This is a genomic window from Pseudomonas sp. Z1-12, assembly GCF_051132015.1.
GTDB classification, from domain to species: domain Bacteria; phylum Pseudomonadota; class Gammaproteobacteria; order Pseudomonadales; family Pseudomonadaceae; genus Aquipseudomonas; species Aquipseudomonas zanjanensis.
Window position 1 is genome coordinate 1,820,811 of record NZ_CP071647.1, and the last position, 14,805, is coordinate 1,835,615.

Genomic DNA, 14,805 nt, shown 5'->3' on the forward strand with positions numbered 1-14,805 from the left:
CAGTCCCGTAGGACAACTGATTTGAGTTTAGTCCGCTTTCCATGGCAGGCATAAGTCTCGTCTCAACGTCCATTACCTGCCGAACATGGCATGTTTGAAGAGGTTAGAGCGAAAGTCGTGCCATTCGGTTCATTTCAGTAAAAACCGATTAGGAATCAATGGATTGAAAACAGCTCGCGATAAGCGTCGGCGACGTGGGCTTGGCGGTTCGCCTGGTTTGGCATGGATCAGGGCCGGTGTCGCGACGGTAAATCGTCGCGCCGCCGGCCCGGGTCGTTATTGCGCGTTGAACGCCTGGCCGTTGACGCCGGTGCTGTCCGGGCCCATGAGGTACAGGTAGACCGGCATGATTTCTTCGGGCGTCGGATTGTTGAGCGGGTTTTCTCCCGGATAGGCCTGGGCACGCATGCTGGTGCGGGTGGCACCGGGGTTGATGCTGTTGGCGCGCACCGGGGCGACGGTATCGACTTCGTCGGCCAGGGTCTGCATCAGCCCCTCGGTGGCGAACTTGGACACACCATAGGCGCCCCAGTAGGCCCGGCCCTTGCGGCCGACGCTGCTGGACGTGAACACCACCGACGCGTCCTTGGACAATTTGAGCAAGGGCAGCAGGGTGCTGGTGAGCATGAACATTGCGTTGACGTTGACGTGCATCACCCGCATGAAGTTCTCACCGGACAACTGTTCCAGTGGCATACGTGGACCTATGATCGAGGCGTTGTGCAGTAGGCCGTCCAAGTGACCGAACTCGGTTTCGATCATCGCCGCCAGTTCATCGTATTGATGAGGCAGGGCGGTTTCGAGGTTGAACGGGATTACCGCCGGCTGCGGATGACCGGCCGCTTCGATTTCATCGTAGACCTGGGTCAGGTTGGCTTCGGTCTTGCCCAGCAGCAGGACGGTGGCACCGTGGGCGGCGTAGGCTTTCGCAGCAGCGGCACCGATCCCGCGACCGGCGCCGGTGACCAGGATCACCCGGCCATTGAGCAGGTCGGGGCGGGCGGAATAATCAAACATAAAGAACCTCAACAAAATAAAGCGGCACGTTACCGTTTGTGCAGAGCAATCATGGCCAGTGAGCTAACTGAGCTAACTGAGCTTAATGAATTTAGTGAGCTTTTGTGGCGAGGGAGCTTGCTCCCGCTGGAGCGCGAAGCGGTCCCCAGGCGACGGCTTCGCCGCCGGACGGGAGCAAGCTCCCTCGCCACAAAAGCGACATCACCAAAGCGACATCACCACAATCAGCTCAGCAACTGCACAGCGCGTTATCCAGCACTTCACGCAGGGCCAATGGATGGTCGATCACCACATCCGCGCCCCAATGCTTGGGGTTGTCGTCCGGGTGAATGTAGCCGTAGGTCACCGCGCAGGTCTTGGTGCCGGCGCTGCGGCCGGACTCGATGTCCCGCAGGTCGTCGCCCACGAACAGCACGCTGGCCGGGTCCAGGTCGAGCAGCTTGCACGCCAGGGTCAGCGGTTCCGGGTCCGGCTTGCTGTTTTTCACATGGTCAGGGCAGATCAACACTTTCGAGCGCTCGGCCAGGCCCAGTTGCTGCATGATCGGTTCGGCGAAACGCACCGGCTTGTTGGTGACCACGCCCCAGATCAGGTTGGCCGCCTCGATATCGGCCAGCACCTCGGCCATGCCGTCGAACAGGTGGCTGTGGACCGCGCACCCCTTGAGGTAGCGGTCGAGGAATTCCTGGCGCAGTTCCTCGAACCCCGGTGATTCCGGGTCCATGGAAAAGGTCACCGCGACCATCGCCCGGGCGCCGCCGGAAATCTCGTCGCGTATGTGCTGGGTGTTCATCGGTGGCAAGCCACGGTCGGCGCGCATGGCCTGGCAGATGGCGATGAAGTCTGGCGCGGTGTCGAGCAGCGTGCCGTCCATGTCGAAGAGAACCGCTTTGAGACGCATCGACTTATTCCTCGCGCAGGGTCTGGATCATGTAGTTGACGTCAACATCGGCGGCCAGCTTGTAGTGCTTGGTCAGCGGGTTGTAGGTCAGGCCGATGATGTCCTTGACCGTCAGCCCGGCCGCGCGGCTCCAGGCGCCCAGTTCGGAAGGGCGGATGAATTTCTTGAAGTCGTGGGTGCCCCGTGGCAACAGCTTCATGATGTATTCGGCACCGATGATGGCGAACAGGTAGGCCTTCGGGTTGCGGTTGATGGTGGAGAAGAACACTTGGCCACCCGGCTTGACCATGCGGAAGCAGGCGCGGATGACCGAGGACGGGTCTGGCACGTGCTCGAGCATCTCCAGGCAGGTGACCACGTCGAACTGGCCGGGCATTTCTTCGGCCAGGGCTTCGGCGGTGATCTGCCGGTATTCCACGCTGACGCCGGATTCCAACTGGTGCAGTTGCGCCACCGCCAGCGGGGCTTCGCCCATGTCGATACCCATCACCGTTGCACCGCGCTGGGCCATGGCTTCGCTGAGGATGCCGCCGCCGCAACCGACGTCGAGGACTTTCTTGCCGGCCAGGTTGACCCGTTCGTCAATCCAGTTGACCCGCAGCGGGTTGATGTCGTGCAGCGGTTTGAATTCGCTTTCACGGTCCCACCAGCGATGGGCCAGGGCTTCGAATTTGGCGATTTCGGCGTGGTCGACGTTGCTCATGTGCAGATCCTCGAAAAGCTTGAAAAATCAGGTGCCCCGAGCCGTGGCTCAAGGGGCGTGGTCATTCGTTGTGGCCGCGGATGCGGCGACCCCAGGCCTGGGCCGTGGCGATCAGTGTCGGTTCGTCCATCCGGGTCAGCCGGCCATCCTCCAATAACGGCTTGCCGCCTACCCACAGGTGTTTGACGCAATCGCGACCGGTGGCATAGATCAACTGCGACACCGGGTCGTAGATCGGTTGCTGGGCCAGGCCCGACAAATCGAACGCCACCAGGTCGGCGGCCTTGCCGATTTCCAGGGAGCCGACGGTTGTTTCGATGCCCAGCGCCCGGGCGCCATTGAGCGTGGCCATGCGCAGGGCCCGATGGGCATCCAGGGCCGTGGCCGAACCGGCGACGGCCTTTGCCAGCAGCGCGGCGGTGCGGGTTTCGCCGAGCAGGTCAAGGTCGTTGTTGCTCGCCGCGCCATCGGTGCCAAGGGCGACATTGACGCCGGCCTGCCACAGGCGTTCCACCGGACAGAAACCGCTGGCCAGCTTCAGGTTCGACTCCGGGCAGTGGATCACGCTGCAATTGCTTTCTACCAGCAAGGCCTGGTCTTCGTCGCTGATTTGAGTCATGTGCACGGCTTGGAAGCGTGGCCCCAGCAGGCCCAGGCGCCCGAGGCGAGCCATCGGTCGCTCACCGGTGTTATCCACAGCCTGCTGCACTTCGAAGGCGGTTTCGTGAACGTGCATATGAATGGCCGCGTCCAGTTCCTCGGCAATCACGCGGATTTTCTCCAGGTTCTCGTCGCCCACCGTGTAGGGCGCGTGCGGGCCGAATGCGACTTTGATCCGCGGGTGGTGCTTGAGGTCGCCAAACAATTCGATGCCCTGACGAATGGCGTCGTCGGCGCTGGCGGCACCGGGAATCGGGAAGTCGAGGATCGGAATGGCGATTTGCGCGCGGATCCCGCTGTCGTGGACGCACTGGCTGGCGATCTTGGGGTAGAAATACATATCGGAGAAACAGGTGATGCCGCCCTTGATCTGCTCGGCGATCGCCAGGTCGGTACCATTGCGCACGAAATCTTCATCGACCCATTTGGCCTCGGCCGGCCAGATGTGCTGTTCCAGCCAGGTCATCAAGGGCAGGTCGTCGGCCAAGCCACGGAACAAGGTCATGGCCGCGTGGCCGTGGGCGTTGACCAGGCCGGGGCTGAGCAGCATGCCGGGTAGCTCACGGACTTCGGTGGCGTCACACTTCAGGGCTTCTGCCCGTGGGCCGATGAACACGATGCAGCCGTCGCGGATGCCCAGGCCATGATCCTTGAGCACTACACCGGCGGGTTCGACAGGCACCAACCAGGTCGGCAGCAATAATAAGTCGAGCGCAACGGCAGGCTTGGGCATCGTGGAACGGTTCCATGGGGTATAAAGGATGGCGAAGTATACCCGAGCGTCTTCGCGGAGGGATCGCTATAATCGGCGGCTTTTGTTCATGAGTACGGGGTGAAGGATGCGCGATCGACTATTGGCTGCGGAGAAGGTGAAGGCCATCGATTGGCGTGATGGCGTCCTGTACCTGCTGGACCAGCGTAGCCTGCCGTTCGAGGAGAACTGGATCGCCTGCACCCGTGTCGCCGACGTGGCCGAGGCCATTGGCTCGATGGTCGTGCGCGGCGCGCCGGTCATCGGCATCAGCGCGGCGTATGGCGTTGTGCTGGCGGCGCGGGCCAGGATGGCCGAGGGCGGCGATTGGCAGGCGGCGCTGGAGGCCGATTTTGCCTTGCTGGCCGAGGCCCGGCCGACGGCGGCGAACCTGTTCTGGGCGCTGGATCGGATGCGTGACCGGCTGGGGCGCTTGAAAGGGCATGCCGAGCCGCTGGCGGTGCTCGAGGCCGAGGCCATCGCCATCCACGAGAGTGATCGCGAAGCCAACCTGACCATGGCCCAACTGGGTGTCGACCTGATCCGCAAGCACCAGGGCAACGCCCAGGCCATCCTCACCCACTGCAACACCGGCGCCCTGGCCACCGGCGGTTTCGGCACGGCCTTGGGGGTCATCCGGGGTGCCTATATCGAAGGCATGGTGGAGCGCGTCTATGCCGACGAAACCCGGCCGTGGCTGCAAGGCTCGCGCCTGACGGCGTGGGAATTGGCTCGTGAGGGTATTCCGGTGACCCTCAACGCCGACTCCGCCGCTGCCCACATCATGAAGACCAAAGGGGTGACTTGGGTGATCGTCGGTGCCGAGTGCATCGCCGCCAATGGCGACGTGGCGAACAAGATCGGCACTTATCAGCTGGCCGTCTGTGCCATGCACCATGGCGTGCGCTTCATGGTGGTGGCGCCGAGTTCGACCGTCGATATGAGCCTGGCCAGCGGTGACGACATTCCGATGGAAGAGCGCGACAGGCGCGAACTGCTGGAAGTCGGTGGCAAGGGGCTCGGCGCGGATATCGACGCCTTCAACCCGGTATTCGATGTCACGCCGGCGGATTTGATCGATGTGATCGTGACCGAGAAGGGCATCATCGAGCGTCCGGACACCGCGAAGCTGGCGCAATTGATGTGCCGCAAGCGGTTGCACTGAAGATCTTCAGGGTTTGATCGGCCGCCATCGCGAGCAAGCTCGCTCCCACACTGGATTTTCGGTGTTCACAAAACTCCTGTGGGAGCGAGCTTGCTCGCGATGAGGTCCGAAAAGTCAACAAATGAGTCGGAATCCAGCCATAAATCTTCATTCGTTGCGCTTCTAAGCCCCTCTGATCCCATATCAGCCTGTCACCGGTCAACTAACTACGCACCATGCGCATCTGGGGGATAGGTGCGTGGCGGCTCTTGTGATAACATCCGGCGGTTTCCAAGGCTGCCTCGCGAGGTGGTCTTTACTGCGCAGATCCATGGCATAACTCGTTGATTTGTCGTAAGTCGCTGCACGGCACTTGTTCTGCAGCGGCGAGCTTCGTTCGTCCCATCTGGATGTGACGAGGTTTCACCAGAAAAAGGAATCAGGCTTCTCATGGGCGAACTGGCCAAAGAAATCCTCCCGGTCAATATCGAAGACGAGCTGAAACAGTCCTACCTCGACTACGCGATGAGCGTAATCGTCGGGCGGGCGCTGCCGGATGCGCGCGATGGCTTGAAGCCCGTGCACCGGCGCGTGCTGTTCGCGATGAGCGAGCTGGGCAACGACTTCAACAAGCCGTACAAGAAATCCGCCCGTGTCGTCGGCGACGTGATCGGTAAGTATCACCCCCACGGCGACACTGCCGTGTACGACACCATCGTTCGTATGGCGCAGCCATTCTCCCTGCGCTACCTGCTGGTAGACGGCCAGGGCAACTTCGGTTCCGTGGACGGCGACAACGCCGCGGCCATGCGATACACCGAAGTGCGCATGACCAAGCTGGCCCACGAGCTGCTGGCCGACCTGCACAAGGAAACCGTGGACTGGGTGCCGAACTACGACGGCACCGAAATGATCCCGGCGGTCATGCCGACCCGTATCCCGAACCTGCTCGTCAACGGCTCCAGCGGTATCGCCGTGGGCATGGCGACCAACATCCCGCCGCACAACCTCGGTGAAGTCATCGACGGTTGCCTGGCCCTCATCGACAATCCCGAGCTGACCGTCGATGAGCTGATGCAATACATCCCTGGTCCGGACTTCCCGACCGCCGCGATCATCAACGGTCGCGCCGGCATCATCGAAGCCTACCGCACCGGCCGTGGCCGCATTTACATGCGCGCCCGCTCGACGGTCGAGGACATCGACAAAGTCGGTGGTCGCCAGCAGATTGTCATCACCGAACTGCCATACCAGCTGAACAAGGCCCGTCTGATCGAGAAGATCGCCGAGCTGGTGAAAGAGAAGAAGCTCGAAGGCATCACCGAGCTGCGTGACGAGTCCGACAAGGACGGCATGCGCGTCGTGATCGAGCTGCGCCGTGGCGAAGTGCCTGAGGTCATCCTCAACAACCTCTACGCCCAGACCCAGCTGCAAAGCGTGTTCGGCATCAACATCGTTGCGCTGATCGACGGCCGTCCGCGGATCCTGAACCTCAAGGACCTGCTGGAAGCCTTCGTCCGTCACCGCCGCGAAGTGGTTACCCGCCGTACCGTATTCGAGCTGCGCAAGGCGCGCGAGCGTGGCCACATTCTCGAAGGCCAAGCCGTTGCCCTGTCGAACATCGACCCGGTGATCGCCTTGATCAAGGCTTCGCCAACGCCGTCGGAAGCCAAGGAAGCGTTGGTCAGCACGCCTTGGGAATCCTCCGCGGTGGTGGCCATGGTCGAGCGCGCCGGTGCCGATTCCTGCCGTCCGGAAAACCTCGATCCGCAATATGGCCTGCGCGAAGGCAAGTACTTCCTGTCCCCGGAACAGGCGCAAGCCATCCTGGAACTGCGCCTGCACCGCCTGACCGGCCTGGAGCACGAGAAGCTGCTGGCCGAGTACCAGGAGATCCTCAACCAGATCGGCGAGCTGATCCGCATCCTCAACAGCGCCACGCGCCTGATGGAAGTGATCCGCGAAGAACTGGAAGTGATCCGCGCCGAATACGGCGACGTGCGCCGCACCGAGATCCTCGATGCGCGCCTGGACCTGACCCTGGGTGACATGATCCCGGAAGAAGACCGCGTGGTGACCATTTCCCACGGCGGCTACGCCAAGACCCAGCCGCTGGCCGCCTACCAGGCCCAGCGTCGCGGCGGCAAAGGCAAGTCGGCGACCGGCGTCAAGGACGAGGACTACATCGCTCACCTGTTGGTCGCCAACAGCCACACCACGCTGCTGCTGTTCTCCAGCAAAGGCAAGGTGTACTGGCTCAAGACCTACGAGATCCCGGAAGCATCCCGTGCCGCCCGCGGCCGTCCGCTGGTCAACCTGTTGCCGCTGGATGAGGGTGAATACATCACCACCATGCTGCCGGTTGAGGAATACACCGAAGGTCACTACATCTTCATGGCCACCGCCAACGGCACCGTGAAGAAGACCCCGCTGGAATCCTTCAGCCGCCAGCGCAGCGTCGGCCTGATCGCCCTGGAACTGGATGAAGGCGACGTGCTGATTTCCGCCGCCATCACCGACGGCGAGCGTGAGGTCATGCTGTTCTCCGACGGCGGCAAGGTTACCCGCTTCAAGGAATCCGACGTTCGCGCCATGGGCCGTACCGCCCGCGGTGTCCGTGGTATGCGCCTGCCGGAAGGGCAGAAGCTGATTTCCATGCTGATCCCTGAAGAAGGCAGCCAGATCCTCACCGCTTCGGCCCGTGGTTATGGCAAGCGCACGGCCATCAGCGAGTTCCCCGAGTACAAGCGTGGCGGCCAGGGCGTGATCGCCATGGTCAGCAACGAGCGTAACGGTCGCCTGGTCGGCGCCGTGCAGGTGCTCGACGGCGAGGAGATCATGTTGATTTCCGACCAGGGCACGCTGGTGCGTACGCGGGTCGACGAAGTCTCGAGCCTGGGTCGTAACACCCAGGGCGTGACGCTGATCAAGCTGGCCAGCGACGAAACGCTGGTCGGGCTCGAGCGGGTCCAGGAGCCGTCGGAAGTCGAAGGCGAGGAGCTGGAAGGCGAAGACGGCGTGGCGCTCGACGGCACCCTCGGCGCCGATGTCGACGACGCTGTCGGCGACCAACCGCTCGACGCTGCCGCAGACGAAGAAGAACCGCAGGACTAAGCGGACACGCAGGGGGCGGATGAAGATTCGCCCCCTTGTTGTTTGTTCTGTTTGAAAATTTGCGACACTGCACCATCCCCTGCCGGGGGAATGCTGCTCCCCTGAGGTTTCATACCTTGAGTGAACGGCCCCCTGTGGGAGCGAGCTTGCTCGCGATGACGGACCGGCATTCAACATCAATGTTGACTGTTGTGCCGCTATCGCGAGCAAGCTCGCTCCCACAGTGGAGTTGTGTGTAGATCAAAAGATTTAAGTGACCACCAGATCAGAGCGAGATTGGATGTGAGCAAGAGAGCCTATAACTTCTGTGCCGGCCCGGCGGCGCTTCCTGAAGCGGTCCTGAAACGTGCCCAGGGTGAACTCCTCGACTGGCACGGCAAGGGCCTGTCGGTCATGGAAATGAGCCATCGCAGCGATGAGTTCGTGTCCATTGCCACCAAGGCCGAGCAGGACCTGCGTGATCTGCTGAACATCCCGTCCAACTACAAAGTGCTGTTCCTGCAGGGCGGCGCCAGCCAGCAGTTCGCCCAGATCCCGTTGAACCTGTTGCCGGAAAACGGCAGCGCCGACTATATCGACACCGGCATCTGGTCGCAGAAAGCCATCGAAGAAGCGTCGCGCTACGGTCACGTCAACGTGGCGGCCACCGCCAAGCCCTACGATTATTTCGCCATTCCCGGCCAGAACGAGTGGAAGCTGTCCAAGGACGCGGCCTATGTTCACTATGCGCCGAACGAAACCATTGGTGGCCTGGAATTCAACTGGATCCCGGAAACTGGCGACGTGCCATTGGTGGCCGACATGTCTTCGGACATTCTCTCGCGCCCTGTGGATATCTCCCGTTTCGGCATGATCTATGCCGGTGCCCAGAAGAACATCGGCCCAAGCGGCATCCTGGTCGCCATCATTCGCGAAGACCTGCTGGGGCGCGCCCGTTCCCTGTGCCCGACCGTGCTCAACTACAAGGTCGCGGCCGACAACGGCTCGATGTACAACACCCCGCCGACCCTGGCCTGGTACCTGTCCGGCCTGGTGTTCGAATGGCTGAAGGAGCAGGGCGGTGTCGAAGCCATCGGCAAGCTCAACGAAGTGAAGCAGCGCACGCTGTATGACTTCATCGACGCCAGCGGTCTCTACAGCAACCCGATCAACAAGACCGATCGCTCATGGATGAACGTACCGTTCCGCCTGGCTGACGACCGTCTCGACAAGCCGTTCCTGGCCGGTGCCGACGAACGCGGCCTGCTGAACCTCAAGGGCCACCGTTCGGTCGGTGGCATGCGCGCCTCCATCTACAATGCCGTCGACATCAACGCCGTCAATGCGCTGATCGCCTACATGGCAGAGTTCGAGAAGGAACATGGCTGATGTCTGAGCAAGAACTCAAGGCGCTGCGCCTGCGCATCGATGCCCTGGACGAAAAAGTCCTGGAGCTGATCAGCGAGCGCGCGCGCTGCGCCCAGGAAGTCGCCCGGGTGAAGATGGCCTCCCTGGCTGAAGGCGAAGTGCCGGTGTTCTATCGCCCCGAGCGTGAAGCCCAGGTGCTCAAGCGTGTCATGGAGCGCAACAAGGGGCCGCTGGGCAACGAAGAGATGGCGCGCTTGTTCCGCGAAATCATGTCCTCGTGTCTGGCCCTCGAGCAGCCGCTGAAAGTCGCCTACCTGGGGCCGGAAGGCACGTTCACCCAGGCTGCGGCCATGAAGCACTTCGGTCACGCGGTGATCAGCAAGCCGATGGCGGCCATCGATGAAGTGTTCCGTGAAGTCGCCGCCGGCGCGGTGAATTTTGGCGTGGTGCCGGTGGAGAATTCCACCGAAGGCGCGGTCAACCACACGCTGGACAGCTTCCTCGAGCACGACATGGTGATCTGCGGCGAAGTCGAGCTGCGCATTCACCATCACCTGCTGGTGGGGGAGAACACCAAGACCGATAGCATCAGTCGGATCTATTCCCACGCCCAGTCGTTGGCCCAGTGCCGCAAGTGGCTGGACGCTCATTACCCGAACGTCGAGCGTGTGGCGGTCTCGAGCAACGCCGAGGCGGCCAAGCGGGTCAAGGGCGAGTGGAACTCGGCGGCGATTGCCGGCGACATGGCGGCCGGTCTCTACGGGCTGACTCGCCTGGCCGAGAAAATCGAGGATCGCCCGGACAACTCCACGCGGTTCCTGATGATCGGTAGCCAGGAAGTGCCGCCGACCGGCGACGACAAGACATCGATCATCGTCTCCATGAGCAACAAGCCGGGCGCGCTCCATGAGTTGCTGGTGCCGTTCCACGACAACGGTATCGACCTGACGCGGATCGAGACCCGTCCGTCGCGTAGCGGTAAATGGACCTACGTGTTCTTCATCGATTTTGTCGGCCATCACCGCGATCCGCTGGTAAAAGGTGTGCTGGAAAAAATCAGTCAGGAAGCAGTGGCACTCAAGGTGCTGGGTTCCTACCCCAAGGCAGTTCTTTAAGGGCGGATAGCAAATGAGTGGCAACTTCCTCGCTCTGGCTCAGCCAGGCGTGCAACAACTCTCGCCTTACGTTCCGGGCAAACCCGTGGACGAACTGGCCCGCGAGCTGGACCTGGATCCGGCCAGCATCGTCAAGTTGGCGAGCAACGAAAACCCGCTGGGCGCGAGCCCCAAGGCGCTGGCGGCAATCCGCGACGAACTGGCCGAGCTGACCCGTTACCCCGATGGCAATGGCTTTGCGTTGAAAAGCCTGCTGGCCGAGCGTTGCGGTGTCGAGCTGAACCAGGTGACCCTGGGCAACGGCTCCAACGACATTCTTGAATTGGTGGCGCGGGCGTATCTGGCGCCAGGTCTCAACGCTGTATTCAGCGAGCACGCGTTCGCGGTCTACCCGATCGCGACCCAGGCCGTCGGCGCTGATGCCCATGTGGTTCCCGCCAAGGAGTGGGGGCACGACCTGCCGGCCATGTTGGCGGCCATCGACGCCAATACCCGCGTGGTCTTCATCGCTAACCCGAACAACCCGACCGGCACCTGGTTCGATGCCCAGGCCCTGGATGATTTCCTCCAGGACGTGCCCGCGCATGTGCTGGTGGTGCTGGACGAGGCCTACATCGAATACGCCGAAGGCAGCGATTTGCCCGATGGCCTGGATTTCCTCGCGGCCTACCCGAACCTGCTGGTATCGCGTACGTTCTCCAAAGCCTACGGCTTGGCCTCGCTGCGGGTCGGCTACGGCCTGTCCACTGCGGTGGTGGCCGATGTGCTGAACCGCGTGCGCCAGCCGTTCAACGTCAACAGCTTCGCCCTGGCCGCCGCCTGTGCCGCGTTGCAGGATGAAGCCTACCTGGCTGAAAGCCGTCGCCTCAACGCGGCCGGCATGGAGCAGTTGGAAGCAGGCTTGCGTGAACTGGGCTTGGGCTGGATTCCCTCGAAAGGCAACTTCATCTGTGTCGACCTGGGGCGCGTCGCCGCGCCGGTGTACCAGGGGCTGTTGCGCGAAGGTGTGATCGTGCGTCCGGTGGCCAATTACGGCATGCCGAACCATCTGCGCATCACCATTGGCCTGCCGGCGGAAAACAGCCGTTTCCTCGAGGCGTTGAGCAAGGTCCTGGTTCGTGGTTGATGTCACTTCGCTGCAACCTGCTGCCCCTATGATCGATCGCCTGGTGGTGGTCGGCCTGGGGTTGATCGGCGGCTCGTTTGCCAAGGGCTTGCGTGAAAGCGGCTTGTGCCGTGAAGTGGTCGGTGTCGACCTGGATCCGCAGTCGCGCAGGCTGGCCGTGGAGTTGGGCGTGGTTGATCGCTGCGAAGATGACTTGGCAATCGCATGCCAAGGCGCGGATGTGATCCAGCTGGCGGTGCCGATCCTGGCCATGGAAAAATTGCTGGCGCGTCTGGCAACCATGAACCTGGGGCAAGCGATCCTGACCGACGTCGGCAGTGCCAAGGGCAACGTGGTGCGTGCAGCCACCGAGGCTTTCGGTGGGATGCCGGCGCGTTTCGTACCCGGTCATCCGATTGCCGGTTCCGAGCAGAGCGGGGTGGAAGCCTCCAACGCCGAACTGTTTCGTCGTCACAAAGTGATCCTCACGCCCCTGGACCAGACGGACCCTGCCGCGCTCGCCGTAGTGGACCGTTTGTGGCGCGAATTGGGCGCCGATGTCGAGCACATGCAGGTCGAGCGTCACGATGAAGTGTTGGCGGCCACGAGCCATTTGCCGCACCTGTTGGCGTTCGGCCTGGTGGATTCATTGGCCAAACGCAATGAAAATCTTGAGATCTTCCGTTACGCTGCCGGCGGTTTCCGCGATTTCACGAGAATCGCCGGAAGCGACCCGGTCATGTGGCACGACATCTTCCTCGCCAACCGCGAAGCTGTCTTGCGCACACTCGATACATTTCGCAGCGACCTCGACGCCTTGCGCGACGCGGTCGATGCAGGGGACGGGCACCAATTGCTGGGCGTTTTCACACGCGCCAGGGTGGCCCGCGAGCATTTCAGTAAAATCCTGGCCCGTCGGGCCTATGTGGACGCTATGAACTCCAACGATCTGATTTTCCTGGCACAACCTGGTGGCTCCCTGAGTGGGCGTATTCGTGTACCGGGCGATAAATCGATTTCCCACCGTTCGATCATGCTCGGCTCCCTGGCCGAAGGCGTAACCGAAGTGGAAGGCTTCCTCGAGGGCGAAGACGCCCTGGCGACGCTGCAAGCGTTTCGCGACATGGGCGTGGTCATCGAAGGCCCGCACCACGGTCGCGTGACCATCCATGGTGTCGGCCTGCACGGCCTCAAGCCTGCTCCGGGGCCGATCTACCTGGGCAACTCCGGGACCTCGATGCGCCTGTTGTCCGGCCTGCTGGCCGCCCAGGATTTCGACAGCACCCTGACCGGTGATGCGTCGCTGTCCAAGCGTCCGATGAATCGCGTGGCCAACCCGTTGCGGGAAATGGGCGCGGTCATCGAGACGGCCGCCGAGGGTCGTCCGCCGATGATCATTCGTGGTGGCAACAAGCTCAAGGGCTTGACCTACACCATGCCAATGGCCAGCGCCCAGGTGAAATCCTGCCTGCTGCTGGCGGGTCTCTACGCCGAAGGCAAGACCACCGTCACCGAGCCGGCCCCGACCCGCGACCACACCGAGCGCATGCTGCGCGGCTTCGGCTACCCGGTCACGGTCGATGGCGCCACGGCGTCCGTCGAGTCTGGCAGCAAGCTGGCCGCGACCCACATCGAAGTGCCGGGCGATATCTCGTCGTCGGCGTTCTTCCTGGTGGCCGCCTCGATCGCCGAAGGCTCAGACCTGGTTCTGGAACACGTCGGCATCAACCCGACCCGTACCGGCGTGATCGACATCCTGCGCCTGATGGGCGCCGACATCACCTTGGAAAACCAGCGTGAAGTGGGTGGCGAACCGGTAGCTGACCTGCGCGTACGAGCGGCTAAACTCAAGGGTATCGAGATTCCGGAGGCGCTGGTTCCGCTGGCCATCGACGAGTTCCCGGTGCTGTTCGTGGCGGCCGCCTGTGCAGAAGGGCGTACCGTGCTGACGGGCGCTGAAGAGCTGCGGGTTAAGGAATCGGATCGCATCCAGGTGATGGCTGACGGCTTGCTCGCCCTGGGCGTCAAGTGCCAGCCAACCCCGGATGGCATCATTATCGATGGCGGCCAGATCGGCGGCGGCGAAGTCCATGGTCACGGTGATCACCGCATCGCCATGGCCTTCAGTGTTGCGTCTTTGCGCGCCAGTGCGCCGATTCGCATCCATGACTGCGCCAACGTCGCGACGTCGTTCCCGAACTTCCTGGCGCTGTGCGCGCAGGTCGGTATCCGAGTAGCACAAGAGGCACAGTCGTGAACATCAAGGCACCGGTCATCACCATCGATGGCCCAAGCGGTTCGGGCAAGGGCACCGTCGCCGGGATCCTGGCCAGGCAGTTGGGCTGGAACCTGCTCGATTCGGGCGCCTTGTACCGTCTGTTGGCGTTCGCCGCCGCCAACCATGGCGTCGACCTGACCAACGAGGAATTGCTCAAGGCGCTGGCCGCTCATCTGGACGTGCAATTCATCGCGGCGACCGACGGCCAGCTCCAGCGCATTATTCTGGAAGGCGACGAAGTCAGCGACGTCATCCGTACCGAAAGCGTGGGCGCCGGTGCCTCCCAGGTCGCCGCGCTGCCGGCGGTGCGCGAAGCCTTGCTGCAACGCCAGCGCGCATTCCAGGAGCCGCCGGGGCTGGTGGCCGATGGCCGCGACATGGGCACGGTGGTGTTCCCCGACGCGCCACTGAAGATTTTCCTGACTGCCAGCGCCGAGGAACGGGCGCGCCGCCGATATTTGCAGTTGAAGGGCAAAGGCGAGGATGTTAGTCTGTCGAGTCTGCTAGATGAGATCCGTGCACGCGATGAGCGTGACACCCAGCGCGCAGTAGCCCCGCTAAAGCCGGCGGCCGATGCGATACAGCTGGATTCCACGGAGTTGTCCATCGATCAGGTGTTGCAACGCATCATGAGCGAGATCGCGCTTCGCGATATCGCCGGGTGACAGGA

The 14,805-nt window shown here is 62.5% G+C and carries 11 protein-coding genes; 7 read left to right on the forward strand and 4 right to left on the reverse strand.

Annotation, left to right across the window (positions count from 1 at the left end):
• Positions 1 to 276: 276 nt before the first annotated feature.
• From J3P85_RS08160 to J3P85_RS08175, 4 genes are all read right to left on the reverse strand, one after another.
• Positions 277 to 1,017 carry a YciK family oxidoreductase gene (locus J3P85_RS08160; protein ID WP_434705426.1) on the reverse strand — a complete coding sequence of 247 codons (741 nt, stop codon included), beginning with the start codon at positions 1,015 to 1,017 and terminating at the stop codon, positions 277 to 279.
• Between the two features lie 229 nt (positions 1,018 to 1,246).
• Complete coding sequence (mupP, locus tag J3P85_RS08165) at positions 1,247 to 1,918, reverse strand: N-acetylmuramic acid 6-phosphate phosphatase MupP (RefSeq protein ID WP_434705427.1); 672 nt, start codon at positions 1,916 to 1,918, stop codon at positions 1,247 to 1,249.
• Between the two features lie 4 nt (positions 1,919 to 1,922).
• Positions 1,923 to 2,621 carry a bifunctional 2-polyprenyl-6-hydroxyphenol methylase/3-demethylubiquinol 3-O-methyltransferase UbiG gene (gene ubiG / locus J3P85_RS08170; protein WP_063322361.1) on the reverse strand — a complete coding sequence of 233 codons (699 nt, stop codon included), beginning with the start codon at positions 2,619 to 2,621 and terminating at the stop codon, positions 1,923 to 1,925.
• Between the two features lie 61 nt (positions 2,622 to 2,682).
• Positions 2,683 to 4,014, reverse strand: a complete 1,332-nt coding sequence (locus J3P85_RS08175) for a TRZ/ATZ family hydrolase (protein WP_434705428.1) — start codon at positions 4,012 to 4,014, stop codon at positions 2,683 to 2,685.
• Between the two features lie 106 nt (positions 4,015 to 4,120).
• Here J3P85_RS08175 and mtnA point away from each other — a divergent pair, with 106 nt between their 5' ends.
• The 7 genes from mtnA (at position 4,121) to cmk (ending at position 14,800) form a co-directional block, all read left to right on the forward strand.
• Positions 4,121 to 5,197: an S-methyl-5-thioribose-1-phosphate isomerase gene (gene mtnA, locus J3P85_RS08180; protein WP_434705429.1), complete on the forward strand. Its 1,077-nt coding sequence runs from the start codon at positions 4,121 to 4,123 to the stop codon at positions 5,195 to 5,197.
• 429 nt (positions 5,198 to 5,626) lie between these two features.
• Entirely contained in the window at positions 5,627 to 8,290 is a 2,664-nt protein-coding gene (gene gyrA / locus J3P85_RS08185; RefSeq protein WP_434705430.1) for a DNA gyrase subunit A, read from the forward strand.
• A 282-nt stretch (positions 8,291 to 8,572) separates the two neighbouring features.
• Positions 8,573 to 9,658 carry a 3-phosphoserine/phosphohydroxythreonine transaminase gene (serC, locus tag J3P85_RS08190; protein WP_434705431.1) on the forward strand — a complete coding sequence of 362 codons (1,086 nt, stop codon included), beginning with the start codon at positions 8,573 to 8,575 and terminating at the stop codon, positions 9,656 to 9,658.
• The gene (gene pheA, locus J3P85_RS08195) at positions 9,658 to 10,752 is read left to right on the forward strand and encodes a prephenate dehydratase (protein ID WP_003199233.1); all 1,095 of its coding nucleotides are present in this window, start codon (positions 9,658 to 9,660) and stop codon (positions 10,750 to 10,752) included. The genes serC and pheA overlap by 1 nt, the downstream gene beginning before the upstream one ends.
• 13 nt (positions 10,753 to 10,765) lie before the next feature.
• A complete protein-coding gene (gene hisC / locus J3P85_RS08200; RefSeq protein ID WP_186704719.1) occupies positions 10,766 to 11,878 on the forward strand; it encodes a histidinol-phosphate transaminase in 1,113 nt (370 codons plus the stop codon).
• Between the two features lie 28 nt (positions 11,879 to 11,906).
• Positions 11,907 to 14,114, forward strand: a complete 2,208-nt coding sequence (locus tag J3P85_RS08205) for a bifunctional prephenate dehydrogenase/3-phosphoshikimate 1-carboxyvinyltransferase (protein WP_434706339.1) — start codon at positions 11,907 to 11,909, stop codon at positions 14,112 to 14,114.
• Positions 14,111 to 14,800: a (d)CMP kinase gene (gene cmk / locus J3P85_RS08210; RefSeq protein WP_003183882.1), complete on the forward strand. Its 690-nt coding sequence runs from the start codon at positions 14,111 to 14,113 to the stop codon at positions 14,798 to 14,800. The genes J3P85_RS08205 and cmk overlap by 4 nt, the downstream gene beginning before the upstream one ends.
• Positions 14,801 to 14,805: the final 5 nt, after the last annotated feature.